Below are 15023 nucleotides of genomic sequence, written 5' to 3' on the forward strand. Positions count from 1 at the left end.
ACCGGAAAGGACTGGCCGCCCCGGCCGACGCTCTATGAACCGCAAGACAGTGTTTCGCACCCTGGCCATAGTCTCGGGCATTCTGCTCGTGATCTATGCGTTCAGCTATTTCGGCAACGACACGCGGGGCTGGAAGAGCGTCGATACCTCGGTTGCCCTCAGCCAGCTCGAGAACAAGAGCAACGTCCAGAACATTCAGATCGATGATCGCGAGCAGCAGCTGCGCATCGAGCTGAAGGACGGCAACGACGCCACCGGCGGGCAGAACAAGATCATCGCGAAGTATCCGGGCGGCAGCGAGACCTCCGCCCAGGTCTTCTCTGCGGTGAAGAACTCCGGCGCCCCGTACAACACGGTGGTCAAGCAGGAGAGCTGGTTCACCCAGATCCTGCTGTTCGTGCTGCCGATGGTCATCCTGCTCGGCCTGTTCATCTTCGTGATGGCCCGTATGCAGGGCGGCGGGCGCGGCGGCATGATGGGCTTCGGCAAGTCGAAGGCCAAACAGCTGTCCAAGGACATGCCCAAGACCACGTTCGCCGACGTGGCCGGAGCCGACGAGGCGGTCGAGGAACTCTACGAGATCAAAGACTTCCTGCAGAATCCGGTCCGTTACCAGGCCCTCGGCGCCAAGATCCCCAAGGGCGTCCTGCTCTACGGCCCGCCCGGCACCGGTAAGACCTTGCTGGCCCGCGCCGTCGCGGGCGAGGCCGGTGTGCCGTTCTTCACCATCTCCGGTTCGGACTTCGTGGAGATGTTCGTCGGCGTCGGCGCCTCCCGGGTGCGCGACCTGTTCGAGCAGGCCAAGCAGAACAGCCCCTGCATCATCTTCGTCGACGAGATCGACGCGGTCGGCCGCCAGCGCGGCGCGGGCCTCGGCGGCGGTCACGACGAACGCGAGCAGACCCTCAACCAGCTGCTGGTCGAGATGGACGGCTTCGGCGACCGCACCGGCATCATCCTGATCGCCGCGACCAACCGGCCCGACATCCTCGACCCGGCGCTGCTGCGTCCCGGCCGGTTCGACCGGCAGATCCCGGTGGGCAACCCCGACCTCGCCGGTCGCCGCGCGATCCTGCGGGTGCACTCGCAGGGCAAGCCGATCTCCCCGGACGCCGACCTGGACGGCCTGGCCAAGCGCACCGTCGGCATGTCCGGCGCCGACCTGGCCAATGTGATCAACGAGGCCGCCCTGCTCACCGCGCGCGAGAACGGCGCGATGATCACCGGCGAATCGCTGGAGGAGTCGGTCGATCGCGTGATCGGCGGTCCGCGGCGCAAGAGCCGGATCATCAGCGAGCACGAGAAGAAGATCACCGCCTACCACGAGGGCGGCCACACCCTGGCCGCCTGGGCGATGCCGGACATCGAGCCGGTCTACAAGGTCACCATCCTGGCCCGCGGTCGCACCGGCGGCCACGCCATGACGGTGCCCGAGGACGACAAGGGCCTGATGACCCGCTCGGAGATGATCGCCCGCCTGGTGATGGCGATGGGCGGCCGCGCGGCCGAGGAATTGGTGTTCCACGAGCCGACCACCGGCGCGTCCTCCGATATCGACCAGGCCACCAAGATCGCCCGCGCGATGGTCACCGAGTACGGCATGAGTGCCCGGCTCGGCGCCGTCCGTTACGGCCAGGAGCAGGGCGATCCGTTCCTCGGCCGCTCGATGGGCATGGGCTCGGACTACTCGCACGAGGTGGCGGGCGCGATCGACGAGGAGGTGCGCAACCTGATCGAGGCCGCGCACACCGAGGCGTGGGCGATCCTGAACGAGTACCGCGACGTGCTCGACGACCTGGCCACCGCGCTGCTGGAACGGGAGACCCTGCACCGCAAGGATCTCGAGCAGATCCTCACGTCGGTGCAGAAGCGCCCGCGCATCACCGCGTTCAACGATTTCGGCGACCGCGTCCCTTCGGACAAGCCGCCGGTGAAGACCCCGGGCGAGCTGGCCGCCGAGCGCGGCGAGTCCTGGCCGCCGGAGCCGGTCGCGGAGCCGGTGGCCGCGTCCGCGCAGCGCGAGCCGCAGCCCGCCAACGGATACCCGCCGCACGAGAGCGGTTACGGCGCTCCGCCGCAATACGGCCGCCCGCCCGCGTCGGGTTACCCGCTGCCCCAGGCGCCCGCTCCGGCGTATCCGCGCCAGGGGACGCACGGTTCGCGGCCGGACTACGGCGCTCCGGCGGGATGGTCGGCTCCCGGCTGGCCGCCGCGGGACGAGCCGCAGCCGGGTCAGCCGGGCTGGGGCGAGCCACAGCAGCCGCGGCACGGCTACCAGCAATGGGGTCCGCAGGGCGCGCCCGAAGGTGGCTACGACCGGGACGGGTACGGCGATCGCGGCGGCTACGACGAGCCGCGCCGGACCAATCCGAACGGTGAGGGCGACAACGGCGATTGGGATGGACCGAACGGTCGTCACTGAGCGATGACGATTAGGCTCGTCCATCGTGGGGGTGCCGAGAAATTGCCGGCGCCCCGGGAGTTTGGAGGTGTCCTCGATTGTCGGCGAACGAGCATGGCGGTGGTTACATCCTCGCCGAACCGGACAGTGCTGAACACAACGGTGTCGACATCGGCGTGACGGAGCCCGGCCCCGTCGCATTGGAAACGGGCAGATCATTCGATCAGGCGCGGGCCGAAGCGGCGGTACGGGAATTGCTGCTCGCCGTCGGCGAGGACCCGGATCGGCCCGGCCTGCTCGAGACGCCCGCCCGGGTCGCGCGCGCCTACCGGGAGACCTTCGCCGGGCTCTACGTGGAACCGGATTCGGTGCTCAACACCACGTTCGACGAGGGCCATCAGGAACTCGTGCTGGTCAGGGACATCCCGATGTACTCCACCTGCGAGCACCACCTCGTGTCCTTCCACGGCGTCGCCCACGTCGGCTACATCCCCGGCCCGCACGGCCGGGTGACCGGCTTGTCCAAACTCGCCCGGCTGGTCGACCTGTACGCCAAGCGCCCGCAAGTGCAGGAGCGGCTGACCAGCCAGATCGCCGACGCGATGATGCGCAAGCTGGACCCGCGCGGTGCGATCGTGGTGATCGAGGCCGAGCACCTGTGCATGGCGATGCGCGGCATCCGCAAGCCGGGCGCGAGTACCACCACCTCCGCCGTGCGCGGACTGCTGCAGTCCAACGCCGCCTCGCGCGCCGAGGCGCTCGATCTGATCCTCCGGAAGTGAGCGGTCCCGCGGTGTCCGAACCGAGCGGCGCGCAGCGCGCGGCGACTGGTGCGACCAGGCAGGACACCGCCACGGCGCGGTCGGAAGCGGGATCGACCGCCCCGGTGCGCGGGTTGGCCCGCGCCGGACGCTCCTGCGTCGTGATGGGCGTGGTGAATGTCACCAGCGATTCGTTCTCCGACGGAGGCCGGTACCTCGATCCCGAATTGGCCATCGCCCACGGTATGCGGTTGCATGCCGCGGGCGCGGACATCATCGACGTCGGCGGCGAGTCGACCAGGCCGGGCGCGGTCCGTATCGACGCGGCGACCGAGGCCGCGCGCGTGGCTCCGGTCATCCGCGGCCTGGTCGCGGCGGGCGTACCGACCAGCGTGGACACCATGCGCGCCGCCGTGGCCACCGCGGCGCTCGAGGCCGGGGTGTCGGTGGTGAACGACGTCTCCGGCGGCCGCGCCGACGCCGACATGGTGCGGGTGGTCGCGTCCGCGCGGGTCCCGTGGATTCTCATGCACTGGCGGGCGGGCGCCGACTACCGGCACACCGGACCGGCGGACCACTACGGCGACGTGGTCGCGGAGGTGCTCGCCGAACTCACCGCGCAGGTCGACCTGGCCGTGGCCGCGGGCGTCGACCCCTCCCGGCTGATCCTCGACCCCGGTCTGGGCTTCGCGAAGAACGCCGAGCACAACTGGGCGCTGCTCGGCGCGCTACCCGAATTGGTCGCGCACGGGCTGCCGGTCCTGATCGGCGCGTCGCGCAAGCGTTTTCTCGGTTCGCTGCTCGCCGACGAGGCGGGTCCGCGCCCGCCGGACGGCCGGGAGACGGCCACCGCGACCATCTCGGCGCTGGCCGCGCTGCACGGCGCGTGGGGCGTGCGGGTGCACGACGTGCGCGCCTCGCTGGACGCCATCACGGTCACCGACGCGTGGCAGAATGCCGCACGGCAGCGCGCCGCACAGCACGACACCGCCCGACCCAGTGCGCAAGGAGCTCGACGATGAGCCGGTCCCCCGTCCACGCCGAACACGAGGCACCGCCGCGTGATCCGGTGATCCGGCGCGGCGCCGACCGCATCGAATTGCGCGGCCTGCGCGTCTACGGGCATCACGGCGTGTTCGAGCACGAGCGCCGCGACGGTCAGGAATTCCTGGTCGATCTGACGGTGTGGGTGGATTTCGCGGTGGCCGCCGCGTCCGACGATCTGGCCGCCACCGTGGACTACGGCGCGCTGGCCGAGCGTGCGGTGCGCATCGTCCAGGGTGAGCCGCGCGATCTCATCGAAACGGTGGTGTCGGAGATCGCCGACGACGTGATGACCGATCCGCGGATCAGGTCGGTCGAGGTGGTGCTGCACAAACCGTCCGCGCCGATCCCGCACACCTTCGCCGATGTGCGGGTGGTCACCTCCCGGCACCGGGGGGAGCCCGCCGAATGAGCGAGCTACCTTGCGGCACGGCAACTTTCATCGTGCCGGGTGCCGGGGAGGCACGCCGATGACCCGTGCCGTGCTGTCCATCGGTTCGAATCTGGGCGACCGGCTCGCGCATCTGCGCAGCGTCCTCGACGGGTTCGGACACCGCGTGCTGGCCGCCTCGGCCGTGTACTCCACGGCGCCCTGGGGTGGTGTCCCGCAGGCGGATTACCTCAATGCCGCTGTGCTGGTGGAGGATCCGGCCTTCAGCTGCGCGGACTGGCTGCGTCGCGGCCAGGAGCTGGAGCAGGCAGCGGGGCGAATTCGCGAGGTGCGCTGGGGCGCGCGCACACTCGACGTGGATGTGGTGTGGTGCGCCGAACTGCGCGACGGACAGCCGGTCGCGTGCCGCAGCGCCGACCCGGATCTGCTGCTGCCGCACCCGCAGGCACACCGGCGCGCTTTCGTGCTGGTGCCGTGGCTGGACGTGGTGCCGGACGCGGTGCTGGAGGTCGACGGCGCGCCGCATCCGGTGGCGGATCTGCTGGCGCGGCTCGATCCGGCCGAACGCGCCGGGGTACGCCGCACCGAGTTCTCGCTGACGGGCGAGGCGTCGTGAAACTGAAGCCGACCCGCATCCTCGACATCGTGGCGAACGTGCTGATCGCCGCGCTCGTCGCGTGGATCGCCACCCGCGTGGCCTACGACAGCTTCCCGCCGATCTCGACCTTCGCGGGCGCCTCGCTGTACCCGGTGGCCGCGATCGAAGCGGTGCTCGCTTTCGTCATCCGGGCGCGGGTCAACGACCACGAGATCGGCGACGGCCGCCACCAGTTGCATCCGATCACCGCGGCCCGGGCCGTCGCGCTGGCCAAGGCGTCGGCGCAGGTGGGTTCGATCGCCGCGGGCATCTGGCTCGGTTTCCTGTGCTGGGTCCTCCCGCAGCGCGGCACGCTGCGCGCGGCCGCCGCCGACAGCCCCGGTGCGATCGTCGGGATGCTGGCGGGCGTCGCTTTGGTTGCTGCGGCCCTGTGGCTGGAGTACTGCTGCCGGGCGCCGGAGGATCCAACCGACGATGCGGCAACTACGTAGCTAGTGTCCCGAATCGAATCACAAAACGGAATCTGGGCTCGGCACGACCTATTGGCTACCCTGGCTGGCATGGTTTCACCCTCCCGTAGCAGCACTTCCCGTCGACAGCGGGAGGACGCGGGAAAATTATTCGTCGGTGTCTTGATCTTGCTCGGTCTGGTTGCCAGCGTTTTCCTGATCTTCAGTAACAGCGTCGAGTTCGTACGGGTAGGTCTGGTCGCGGCGCTGTGGGCCGCGGCAATCGGCGCTCTGGCTGCGACGAAGTACCGCAAAGAGGCGACGATCGACAAGGCGAAGGTCCGCGATCTGCAGACCGTCTACGAGTTGCAGCTGGAGCGGGAGGTCACCGCGCGGCGCGAGTACGAACTCGGTGTCGAGGCGCGGGTCCGCGAGGAAGTGGGCGCCGAGGCGGCCGAACTCGCGGCCTTACGAGCGGAGCTCACGGTGCTGCGGCAGAGCCTGCAGCGGCTGTTCGACGGCGATCTGCCGACGGATCGCCCGGCATTGCGCGCCGACGCGACCCGGATCCAGGAGCTGACCAGCTCCGGGACCGAATCCGGGAACAATAGCTCCGCGAATGCCGGGATGTGGTCGGTCTTCGCCGACCAGCAACCGCGTAGCAGCATGACGCCGATCTTCGAGCCCGACCATCCGGAGCCGCCGGTCTTCGCCAGCCCCTTCGATGATCCGGTCACCGCCGAGACCGCGGTCGTCTCCGTCGACGACGACGCCGAGCAGGCCGACGCGGGGCAGGCACACCACGCCGAGCCGCGCGGCTGGGCGGATGCCTTCACCGAGACCGCGGACGAGCCGCGCGACGAGCCGCCCACCCGGCCGGCTACCCGCCCGCAGCCGACCCAGGAACCGCCCGCACGGCCCGCCTCCGCGCCCACCATGGGTACGCCGAGCGCGCGCAGGCGGCGCAGGGCCGAGAGCGACGACGCGACGCCGTCACGCCGTCTCTCGGTCGCGGAGATCATGGCCAACCTGCAATCCGAGGAGCGCGAACGCCGGTGACCCGTGCCGGGCCGCATCCCGGCACTGCGGCCTAGATCACGCGGTCACCCCGTGGCGGCGGCGAACCGCCTGCCGATATTCTCTTGGCGTACCGTCCGGTACCCGCATGGCGGGACTGGAACGACATCGAGAGGACAACGTTGACCTCGAGAAGCGTGAATTCCGACAACGCTGCTTCGGGCTACGACCCCGCGCCCGCACGCCTGACGGTGGGAATCGTCTCGGCGGGACGCGTGGGCTCGGCATTGGGCGCCGCACTCGAGCGGGCCGGACACGTCGTGTTCGGCGTCTGCGCGATCTCCGACGCCTCGGTGCGCCGTGCCAGGACCCGGCTGCCCGATTCGGAGATCCTGCCGGTCGAGCAGGTGGCCGCCCGCAGTGAGCTGCTGCTGCTCGCCGTGCCCGACACCGAGCTCCCCGGCCTGGTCCGCGGCCTGGCAGGCGCCGGAGTGGTTCGGCCGGGCACCATCGTGGCGCACACCTCCGGCGCGAACGGCGTCGGCGTGCTCGCCCCCTTGGCCGAGGTCGGCGCCCTTCCGCTGGCCATCCACCCGGCGATGACCTTCACCGGTCACGACGAGGACGTGGCCCGGCTGGGCAACGCGTGCTTCGGTATCACCGCGGCCGACGAGGTCGGCTATGCCATCGCGCAGTCACTGGTGATCGAAATGGGCGGCGAGCCGGTTCGCGTACCGGAGCAGCACCGGCCGCTGTACCACGCCGCGCTCGCGCACGGCAGCAATCACCTGGTCACGGTGATCGTGGACGCGGTGGCCGCATTGCGCGCCGCCCTGGCCGGCCCCGGCCTGATGGGACAGCAACTGGTCGACGAGCAGCCCAACGGCCTGGCCGAGCGTCTGCTCGCCCCGCTGGCGTCGGCGGCGCTGGACAACGCGTTGCGCCGCGGCCAGTCCGCGCTGACCGGCCCGGTCGCCCGCGGCGACGCCGACGCGGTGGCCGCCCACCTGGAGGCGCTGGCGTCGGTCGATTCCCGGCTTGCCGAGGCCTATCGCGCGCTGTCGCTGCGCACCGCTGAGCGGGCGGGCACCGCCCCCGCCGTGATCCAGCTGCTGGAAGGACGCTGATGTTCGACTCGAAATTGCGCGGTGCCTACCGGCCCGGGGTGCTGACCGTGCATCACGATCCCGCGGTACTCGGGGCGGTGTCCGCCGCCCTGCGCGGCGTCGGCCGCACCGTCGCGCTGGTGCCGACCATGGGCGCGCTGCACGAGGGGCATTTGGAGATCGTGCGGCTGGCCAAGCGCACCAACCAGGTCGTCATCGTGTCGATCTTCGTCAATCCCCTGCAGTTCGGGGCGAACGAAGACCTGGACAAATACCCGCGCACGCTGGACGCCGACGTCGAGCTGTTGCGCGCAGAGGGCGTCGAGCTGGTGTTCGCGCCGAGCGTGTCCGACATGTACCCGGACGGTCCGCGCACCACGGTGCACCCAGGTCCGCTCGGCGCGGAGCTGGAGGGGGCCAGCCGCCCGACCCATTTCGCGGGCATGCTCACCGTGGTCGCCAAACTGCTACAGATCGCGCGGCCGACCGAGGCGTTCTTCGGTGAGAAGGATTATCAGCAGCTCACCCTGATCCGGCAGCTGGTCCGCGACCTGAATTTCGACGTGAAGATCACCCCGGTGGTCACCGTCCGTGAGCCCGACGGCCTGGCCCTGTCCTCGCGCAACCGCTACCTCGACCCCGTCCAGCGCGAAGCGGCGCTGGCCCTGTCGGCCGCTCTGTCGGCGGGCAAACACGCGGGCGGCCTCGGCGGCGACGCGGTTCTCGCGGCCGCCCGCGAGGTGCTCGACGCCGTGACCGGCGTGGACGTCGACTACCTGGAGCTGCGTTCGGCCACCCTGGGGCCCGCCCCGGCCACCGGCAACGCCAGGCTGCTGATCGCGGCCCGGGTCGGCGCGACCCGGCTGATCGACAACATCGCCGTCACGCTCGGCGCTCCGATCGACGGCCACCCCGCCGTCGCCGGTTCGCGGTCCGACGCGACCTCCTCCCAGCCTGTCGCGGCGGTGTCAGACCCCGCCGTCCTTCCTCCCGCGAACTAGAAAGGTTCGACGCAATGTTGCGCACCATGATGAAGTCGAAGATCCACCGTGCCACCGTCACGCACGCCGACTTGCACTACGTCGGCTCGGTCACCGTGGACCAGGACCTGCTCGACGCCGCCGACCTGCTGGAAGGCGAACAGGTCTGCATCGTGGACATCGATAACGGCGCCCGCCTGGAGACCTACGTCATCGCCGGTGAGCGCGGTTCCGGGGTGATCGGGATCAACGGCGCCGCGGCTCACCTGGTGCACCCGGGCGACCTCGTCATCCTGATCGCCTACGGCCAGCTGAACGAGCAAGAGATCGCCGAGTACGACCCCAAGGTCGTGTTCGTCGACGAGCGCAACCGCCCGGTCGAACTCGGCTCGGACCCGGCGCACGCGCCGGAGGGCTCGGGCCTGGCCTCGCCACGCTCGCTGTCGTTCGTCTGAGGAGCGGCGACCAGGACATGCTGCTGACCATCGATGTCCGCAACACGAGTATCGAACTCGGCCTGTTCTCCGGATCCGGGGAGCATTCGAAACTGGTGCGGCACTGGCGAATGCACACCAATCCGTTGCTGACCGCCGACGAATTCGCCATGCAGGTGCGCGGGCTGGTCGGCGCGCAACTGGACGAGGTGATCGGCGTCTCAGCGCTTTCCACGGTGCCGCCCGTGCTGCGCGAGTTGCGCGGCATGCTCGGCCAATACTGGGGCCACGTTCCGCACGTGTTGGTGGAACCCGGTGTGCGCACGGGGATTCCGCTGCTGGTGGACAATCCGAAAGAAGTCGGCGCGGACCGCATCGTCAATTGCCTGGCCGCGTATCAGCGCTATTCCGCGCCGGCGATCGTCGTCGATTTCGGCACGGCGATCTGCGTGGACCTGGTGTCGAAGAAGGGCGAGTTCCTGGGCGGGATCATCGCGCCAGGTGTGGAGATCTCCACCGAGGCCCTGGTGGAACGCAGTGCGCTGCGGCGGGCGGAGTTGACCAGGCCACGTTCGGTGCTGGGGAAGAACAGCATGGAGTGCATGCAGTCCGGCGCGGTATTCGGTTTCGCCGGGCTGGTGGACGGCCTGATCGATCGCATCCGCGACGAGTTCGACGCCTTCGCGGGTGACGACGTCGCCGTGGTGGCGACCGGGGCGACCGCACCGCTGATCGTCCCGGAATCGGAAACGATCGACGACCACGATCCGCACCTCACGCTGACCGGTCTGCGACTCGTATACGAACGCAATCAGCGGCGCAAGGGAAGTGTCTGATATGCGCGGTGTCGGATTTGTCGCAGGCCGGGCACTTGTCGACACCGCGCTGTCTGCTGTTAAACTCCTTCTCGTGACCTTCTACGCGAGCACCCAGGAGTGTTGTCGAGGCTGACGTGCCTCGACCGATCGAGGCTGAGTTCCCGCCCTCGACCGTTACCTTCCTCCTGGAGATTCGCTCATGCGTTCTTCTGTCCTTTCCCTTTCTTCCGCGCGTACCGCGCTGTCGGCTACCCCGCCGGTGGAACGCGCGGTGGCGCCCGCCCTGCCCACCCGGCTGCGCCCGGCCGATCTGCTGCGGCTCACCGACGAGGGCGCCGAAGACGTGCTGGCCGGGCGATACGACCATTTGCTTCCCGCCGGGGGGAAATGGCCGGAAAACGAGCGCTGGGCGACCAGGCTGCTCACCGACGACGAGGTCGACGTCTGGCTGATCAGCTGGACGCCGGGCAAGTCGACCGAGCTGCACGACCACGCCGGATCGCTCGGCGCGCTCACCGTGCTCAGCGGCGCGCTCACCGAATATCGTTGGAACGGAACGGAACTGCGTCGTCGCACACTCGCGGCGGGTGATCAGGCCTCGTTCCCGATCGGCTGGGTGCACGACGTGATGCGGGCACAGGCCGCCGTGCCCGGCGCCGTGGATTCCGCCGGCCCGCTCGATCCCACGCTGAGCGTGCACGCCTATTCCCCGCCGCTCACCGCCATGTCGTATTACGAGGTGACCGGGCACGGCACCCTGCGGCGCACCCGAACCGTCCTCACCGACCAGCCCGAAGGTGATATGTGATGACCCGTTTGACCATCGATCAGATGCTCGAGAACGCACGGGCCCGCCTCGACCGGATCTACGCCTTCGAATTGCCGGAAGCCGTCGAGCGCGGCGCCATTCTGGTGGATATCCGGCCGCAGGCGCAACGCGGACGTGAGGGCACCTTGCCCGGCGCGCTGGTGATCGAGCGCAATGTCCTGGAATGGCGGCTGGACCCCACCAGTTCCGCCCGCCTGGCGCTGGCCGCCGATCACGACGTGGAATGGATCGTCGTCTGCTCCGAGGGATATACCTCCAGCCTGGCCGCTGCCGCGCTGCAGCAACTCGGGCTGCACCGGGCGACCGATCTGGTGGGCGGCTATCAGGCGTTGAAGGCGGCCGGTCTGTTGCACGTCGCCGTCGGAGCGCCACACTTCGCGCGCGAGGCCGAAGCGCTCGCCTCGCTGTAATTCCCGCCGACACTTCCATCTCGAAATAGCCGGGCGCTCAGGTAGTTTCGCACACCACATGATGCGCACCGGCTATTTCGCGTCCGTACGACGCCGGTGCGGACGTCCCGGACGAGGCGTCGCATCGATACCGTTTCGTTACTCCGGGCCGGAGTCCGGGCGGCCCGCATAACGATTTCCGATGCACGCTAGGGTTGTTCGATGTGAGCACCCCGAACTCTGCATCTTCCAGCGCATCGACATCGGAATCGCGGCCTGCCGTGTCGCCGGCCGCCGACGATGCACCGGAGCAGATACGGATTCGCCGGGAGAAGCGGGAGCGGCTGCTCGCGGACGGCGGGGAGGCCTATCCCGTCGTCGTGCCGCGTACGCATACCCTGGCCGAAATTCGGGCCGCATATCCGGACCTCGCCGCGGACACGGCCACCGGGCTACAGGTGGGCGTCGCCGGGCGCGTCATATTCCTGCGTAATACCGGCAAGTTGTGTTTCGCGACACTGCAGGAGGGCGACGGTACCAAGCTGCAGGCGATGATCAGCCTGAACGGGGTAGGTACGGACGCCCTCGCCGCCTGGAAGGCCGACGTGGACCTCGGTGACTTTGTTTTCGTGCACGGTGAGGTCATCTCGTCGCGGACCGGGGAACTGAGCGTCATGGCCGATTCCTGGTTCATGGCGGCGAAGGCCCTGCGGCCGCTGCCGGTGGCGCACAAGGAGATGAACGAGGAATCACGGGTACGGCAGCGTTATGTCGACCTGATCGTGCGTCCGGAGGCCAGGGAAATGGCCCGTACCCGCATCGCCGTGGTGCGCGCGCTGCGCAACGCGCTGGAGCGCAGGGGCTTCCTGGAGGTGGAGACGCCGATGCTGCAGACGCTGCACGGCGGCGCCGCGGCCCGGCCGTTCGTCACCCATTCCAACGCCCTCGACATGGACCTGTTCCTGCGCATCGCGCCCGAGCTGTTCCTGAAGCGCTGCGTGGTCGGCGGCTTGGAGCGGGTCTTCGAGATCAACCGGAACTTCCGGAACGAGGGCGCGGACTCCACGCATTCCCCCGAGTTCGCGATGCTGGAGACATACCAGGCATACGGCACCTATGACGACTCGGCGGTGATGATCCGGGAATTGGTGCAGGAAGTGGCGCAGGAGGCGTTCGGCACGCAGGTGGTGACCCTGGCCGACGGGACCGAATACGATCTCCGTGGCGAGTGGGCCGTGGTCGAGATGTACCCTTCGCTGTCGGATGCGCTGGGTGTGCCGGTGACTCCGGAAACGTCGGTCGCCGAATTGCGCGCACTCGCGGATCGGGTCGGTCTGGAAATTCCGGAGGGCAAGGGCTACGGCCACGGGAAACTCGTCGAGGAACTCTGGGAACACCAGTATGGCGACAAGCTGTACGCGCCGACTTTCGTGCGCGACTTCCCGGTGGAGACATCCCCGTTGACCAGGCAGCATCGTAGTACGGCAGGGGTCACGGAGAAGTGGGATCTCTATGTGCGCGGCTTCGAGTTGGCCACGGGCTATTCGGAGTTGGTCGACCCGGTGATCCAGCGCGAGCGGTTCGTCGATCAGGCGCGGCTCGCCGCGCAGGGTGACGACGAGGCGATGGTGCTGGACGAGGACTTCCTCGCGGCGATGGAGCACGGCATGCCGCCGACGACCGGAACGGGTATGGGAATCGATCGGTTGTTGATGGCGCTCACCGGATTGGGAATCCGAGAAACGATACTGTTCCCAATTGTGCGTCCGGTCACCCGGTGACCACTGGATTGCAAAGCAGCGACTCCGTCTTGGAATTTCCGGAATTCGGGGTATTCTTGCCTCGGGTAATCGGCCTAGTATGCGGGTCGCACGATTTCGAGAGGACGTTCATCTCATGGCAAAGAAGGTCACCGTTAGCCTGATCGACGATGTCGACGGTGAGTCCATCGCGGACGAGACCATCGAGTTTGCGATCGACGGTGTGTCGTACGAGATCGACCTGTCGTCGGCAAATGCGGCGAAGCTGCGCGACGGTTTGGAGGAGTGGGTTTCGAATGCGCGCCGGGTGAGCGGCCGGCGCCGGGTCAAGGCCGCCGCGGCCGCCGCGGGCACTCCGAAGAGCCGGGTCTCGATCGATCGGGAACAAAGCGCCGCAATTCGGGAGTGGGCGCGTCGGAATGGACACAAGGTGTCCGCACGGGGCCGCATCTCCGCCGACATCACCGACGCGTACAACAAGGCCGCGAAGGGATAGTTATTTTTCGGCCGCCGTCCCGGCGAATCGTGCGACGTCGGGGCGGCGGTCTTGTTTGTGATAGGGCTTCGATATGGCAACGAGACCGGATCACACGGTGGCCCGTCCCGGCGGATGAATCGATCTTGCTCGTGGTACCGGGACGCGGCACCATGGAAGCGTGCGACGGTCACTGGCGGTATGGAGAGGTGAGGTATCGGCGCAGTGACAGGATTCGTCGGATCATTCTTGCGGTTCACCGATGATGCCGGTCGGCAGCAGGAGTTCACGCTCACGCCAGATCGCGGACGCGTCACCATCGGCCGCTCCCCGCATGCCGATCTCGCCCTGAGCTGGGACGCCGAGGTCTCCCGGCTGCACGCGGCGGTCGAATACCTGGGTGCGCACTGGACCATCGTGGACGACGGGCTCTCTCGCAACGGCACCTTCGTCAACGGGGACCGGCTCGTCGGCCGCCGCAGGCTGATGGCGGGCGACGTCATCCGGGTCGGCACCTCGCGGGTGTCGTTTCACGACTTCGGCGGCGTCTCCGACGACATCACCCGTACCTCCACCGGCTCGATACCCACGGCGCGCTCGCTCACCGAGACGCAGCGCTCGGTGCTGATCGCACTGTGCAGGCCGTACAAGCACGGCGCGGGTTTCGCCACGCCCGCCTCCAATCAGCAGATCGCCGAGGAGTTGTTCCTCAGCGTCGACGCGATCAAGACGCACCTGCGCGCCCTGTTCGCCAAGTTCGGGGTGGAGGATCTGCCGCAGAACCAGAAGCGGGTGCGATTGGCGGGACTGGCCATGCAGAGTGGGCTCATTTCCGATCGGGACCTGTGAGACCTCCACCGTAGACGCTCGCTTAGCGCATCGAGCTTCTCGGCCATGGAGAGTCCGGGCGGTAGCGGCTTGACTCTGAGGTACCCGAGCCGGAGCGACGACTCCGGCGGGTTTTCCGAGCAGGAGGAACTCATGACCGCCACACGTCTCGCCGCACTGGTGCTCGCCACGCTGGCGACGGGCCTGATCGCGGGCCTTTTCTACGCGTACGCCAATTCGGTGATGCCCGCGCTGGCCCGCACCGACGATCGCGCCATGATCGACGTGATGCAGAAGATCAACGTGGTGATCATCAATCCGTGGTTCATGGTGGCGTTCCTCGGCACGGTGGGGTTCACGGTCCTGGCGGCGGCGCTGCACCTGGGCCGGGAGTACCGGAGCACGCTGATCTGGATCGTGCTCGCGCTGGTGCTCAACGTTGTCGCCTTCGGGGTCACCTCCGGGTTGAACGTCCCGCTCAACGACCAGCTGGCCGCCGCGGGCGACCCGGGCTCGATCGCCGACCTCGCCGCGGTGCGCGCCGATTTCGAAGCGGCCTGGGTTCGGTGGAACATCGCGCGCGGCGTCTTCCACACGCTGGCCTTCCTGGCGCTGTGCGGTGCGCTGTTCGCCGCGGGCATCCAGCAGGGCAAGGCCGCCGCGGCGGCGCCGGGCCGGGCGGCGGCGGGCCAGTACGTCGCGCCCGCCTTCGGTCAGAGCTAGATTCCGCAACGACCCGCCGG

General features: G+C 68.7%; 17 protein-coding genes. All 17 read left to right on the forward strand.

The window, feature by feature from the left end; genetic code table 11:
- The first annotated feature begins 34 nt into the window (after positions 1–34).
- The 17 genes from ftsH to ACGF7Y_RS16065 all read left to right on the forward strand — a co-directional run bounded on the left by ftsH (position 35) and on the right by ACGF7Y_RS16065 (position 15003).
- A complete protein-coding gene (ftsH, locus tag ACGF7Y_RS15985; protein ID WP_357127589.1) occupies positions 35–2422 on the forward strand; it encodes an ATP-dependent zinc metalloprotease FtsH in 2388 nt (795 codons plus the stop codon).
- Between the two features lie 149 nt (positions 2423–2571).
- Positions 2572–3183, forward strand: a complete 612-nt coding sequence (folE, locus tag ACGF7Y_RS15990) for a GTP cyclohydrolase I FolE (RefSeq protein ID WP_393234654.1) — start codon at positions 2572–2574, stop codon at positions 3181–3183.
- 143 nt (positions 3184–3326) lie between these two features.
- A complete protein-coding gene (gene folP / locus ACGF7Y_RS15995; RefSeq protein ID WP_393234657.1) occupies positions 3327–4184 on the forward strand; it encodes a dihydropteroate synthase in 858 nt (285 codons plus the stop codon).
- Positions 4181–4618, forward strand: a complete 438-nt coding sequence (gene folB, locus ACGF7Y_RS16000) for a dihydroneopterin aldolase (protein ID WP_083863198.1) — start codon at positions 4181–4183, stop codon at positions 4616–4618. The genes folP and folB overlap by 4 nt, the downstream gene beginning before the upstream one ends.
- 58 nt (positions 4619–4676) lie before the next feature.
- The gene (gene folK / locus ACGF7Y_RS16005) at positions 4677–5213 is read left to right on the forward strand and encodes a 2-amino-4-hydroxy-6-hydroxymethyldihydropteridine diphosphokinase (RefSeq protein ID WP_393234196.1); all 537 of its coding nucleotides are present in this window, start codon (positions 4677–4679) and stop codon (positions 5211–5213) included.
- Between the two features lie 2 nt (positions 5214–5215).
- Positions 5216–5686: a DUF3180 domain-containing protein gene (locus ACGF7Y_RS16010; RefSeq protein ID WP_357127734.1), complete on the forward strand. Its 471-nt coding sequence runs from the start codon at positions 5216–5218 to the stop codon at positions 5684–5686.
- A 69-nt stretch (positions 5687–5755) separates the two neighbouring features.
- Positions 5756–6703, forward strand: coding sequence for a DUF6779 domain-containing protein (locus tag ACGF7Y_RS16015; RefSeq protein ID WP_393234198.1), 948 nt, complete (start codon positions 5756–5758; stop codon positions 6701–6703).
- 140 nt (positions 6704–6843) lie between these two features.
- A complete protein-coding gene (locus tag ACGF7Y_RS16020) occupies positions 6844–7788 on the forward strand; it encodes a Rossmann-like and DUF2520 domain-containing protein (protein ID WP_393234200.1) in 945 nt (314 codons plus the stop codon).
- On the forward strand, positions 7788–8768 hold the full coding sequence (gene panC, locus ACGF7Y_RS16025; RefSeq protein ID WP_393234202.1) for a pantoate--beta-alanine ligase: 981 nt from the start codon (positions 7788–7790) through the stop codon (positions 8766–8768). Before ACGF7Y_RS16020 ends, panC begins: the two co-directional genes overlap by 1 nt.
- Positions 8769–8782: 14 nt before the next feature.
- Complete coding sequence (gene panD, locus ACGF7Y_RS16030; RefSeq protein ID WP_393234205.1) at positions 8783–9202, forward strand: aspartate 1-decarboxylase; 420 nt, start codon at positions 8783–8785, stop codon at positions 9200–9202.
- A gap of 17 nt (positions 9203–9219) precedes the next feature.
- A complete protein-coding gene (locus tag ACGF7Y_RS16035) occupies positions 9220–10017 on the forward strand; it encodes a type III pantothenate kinase (RefSeq protein WP_040864536.1) in 798 nt (265 codons plus the stop codon).
- Between the two features lie 181 nt (positions 10018–10198).
- Positions 10199–10807, forward strand: a complete 609-nt coding sequence (locus ACGF7Y_RS16040; protein WP_393234207.1) for a cysteine dioxygenase — start codon at positions 10199–10201, stop codon at positions 10805–10807.
- 8 nt (positions 10808–10815) lie between these two features.
- Positions 10816–11238 carry a rhodanese-like domain-containing protein gene (locus tag ACGF7Y_RS16045; protein WP_393234659.1) on the forward strand — a complete coding sequence of 141 codons (423 nt, stop codon included), beginning with the start codon at positions 10816–10818 and terminating at the stop codon, positions 11236–11238.
- 260 nt (positions 11239–11498) lie between these two features.
- The gene (gene lysS, locus ACGF7Y_RS16050) at positions 11499–12998 is read left to right on the forward strand and encodes a lysine--tRNA ligase (protein ID WP_040864537.1); all 1500 of its coding nucleotides are present in this window, start codon (positions 11499–11501) and stop codon (positions 12996–12998) included.
- Between the two features lie 115 nt (positions 12999–13113).
- The gene (locus ACGF7Y_RS16055; RefSeq protein ID WP_040864538.1) at positions 13114–13473 is read left to right on the forward strand and encodes an Lsr2 family protein; all 360 of its coding nucleotides are present in this window, start codon (positions 13114–13116) and stop codon (positions 13471–13473) included.
- A gap of 204 nt (positions 13474–13677) precedes the next feature.
- Entirely contained in the window at positions 13678–14301 is a 624-nt protein-coding gene (locus tag ACGF7Y_RS16060; protein ID WP_039794674.1) for an FHA domain-containing protein, read from the forward strand.
- A gap of 132 nt (positions 14302–14433) precedes the next feature.
- Entirely contained in the window at positions 14434–15003 is a 570-nt protein-coding gene (locus ACGF7Y_RS16065; protein ID WP_393234210.1) for a DUF1772 domain-containing protein, read from the forward strand.
- The last annotated feature ends 20 nt before the right edge of the window (positions 15004–15023 follow it).

It is taken from the genome of Nocardia sp. NPDC047654, assembly GCF_043205035.1.
In the GTDB taxonomy this organism is placed as follows: Bacteria; Actinomycetota; Actinomycetes; order Mycobacteriales; family Mycobacteriaceae; genus Nocardia.

What these genes read in the sequence shown, in the direction of transcription:
- folP (WP_393234657.1), top strand. Translation starts at nt 3,327, where the DNA reads ATGGGCGTGGTGAATGTCACCAGCGATTCGTTCTCCGACGGAGGCCGG.
- ACGF7Y_RS16055 (WP_040864538.1), top strand. Translation starts at nt 13,114, where the DNA reads ATGGCAAAGAAGGTCACCGTTAGCCTGATCGACGATGTCGACGGTGAG.
- folK (WP_393234196.1), top strand. Translation starts at nt 4,677, where the DNA reads ATGACCCGTGCCGTGCTGTCCATCGGTTCGAATCTGGGCGACCGGCTC.
- ftsH (WP_357127589.1), top strand. Translation starts at nt 35, where the DNA reads ATGAACCGCAAGACAGTGTTTCGCACCCTGGCCATAGTCTCGGGCATT.
- panD (WP_393234205.1), top strand. Translation starts at nt 8,783, where the DNA reads ATGTTGCGCACCATGATGAAGTCGAAGATCCACCGTGCCACCGTCACG.
- ACGF7Y_RS16040 (WP_393234207.1), top strand. Translation starts at nt 10,199, where the DNA reads ATGCGTTCTTCTGTCCTTTCCCTTTCTTCCGCGCGTACCGCGCTGTCG.
- ACGF7Y_RS16015 (WP_393234198.1), top strand. Translation starts at nt 5,756, where the DNA reads ATGGTTTCACCCTCCCGTAGCAGCACTTCCCGTCGACAGCGGGAGGAC.
- ACGF7Y_RS16065 (WP_393234210.1), top strand. Translation starts at nt 14,434, where the DNA reads ATGACCGCCACACGTCTCGCCGCACTGGTGCTCGCCACGCTGGCGACG.
- folB (WP_083863198.1), top strand. Translation starts at nt 4,181, where the DNA reads ATGAGCCGGTCCCCCGTCCACGCCGAACACGAGGCACCGCCGCGTGAT.
- panC (WP_393234202.1), top strand. Translation starts at nt 7,788, where the DNA reads ATGTTCGACTCGAAATTGCGCGGTGCCTACCGGCCCGGGGTGCTGACC.
- ACGF7Y_RS16035 (WP_040864536.1), top strand. Translation starts at nt 9,220, where the DNA reads ATGCTGCTGACCATCGATGTCCGCAACACGAGTATCGAACTCGGCCTG.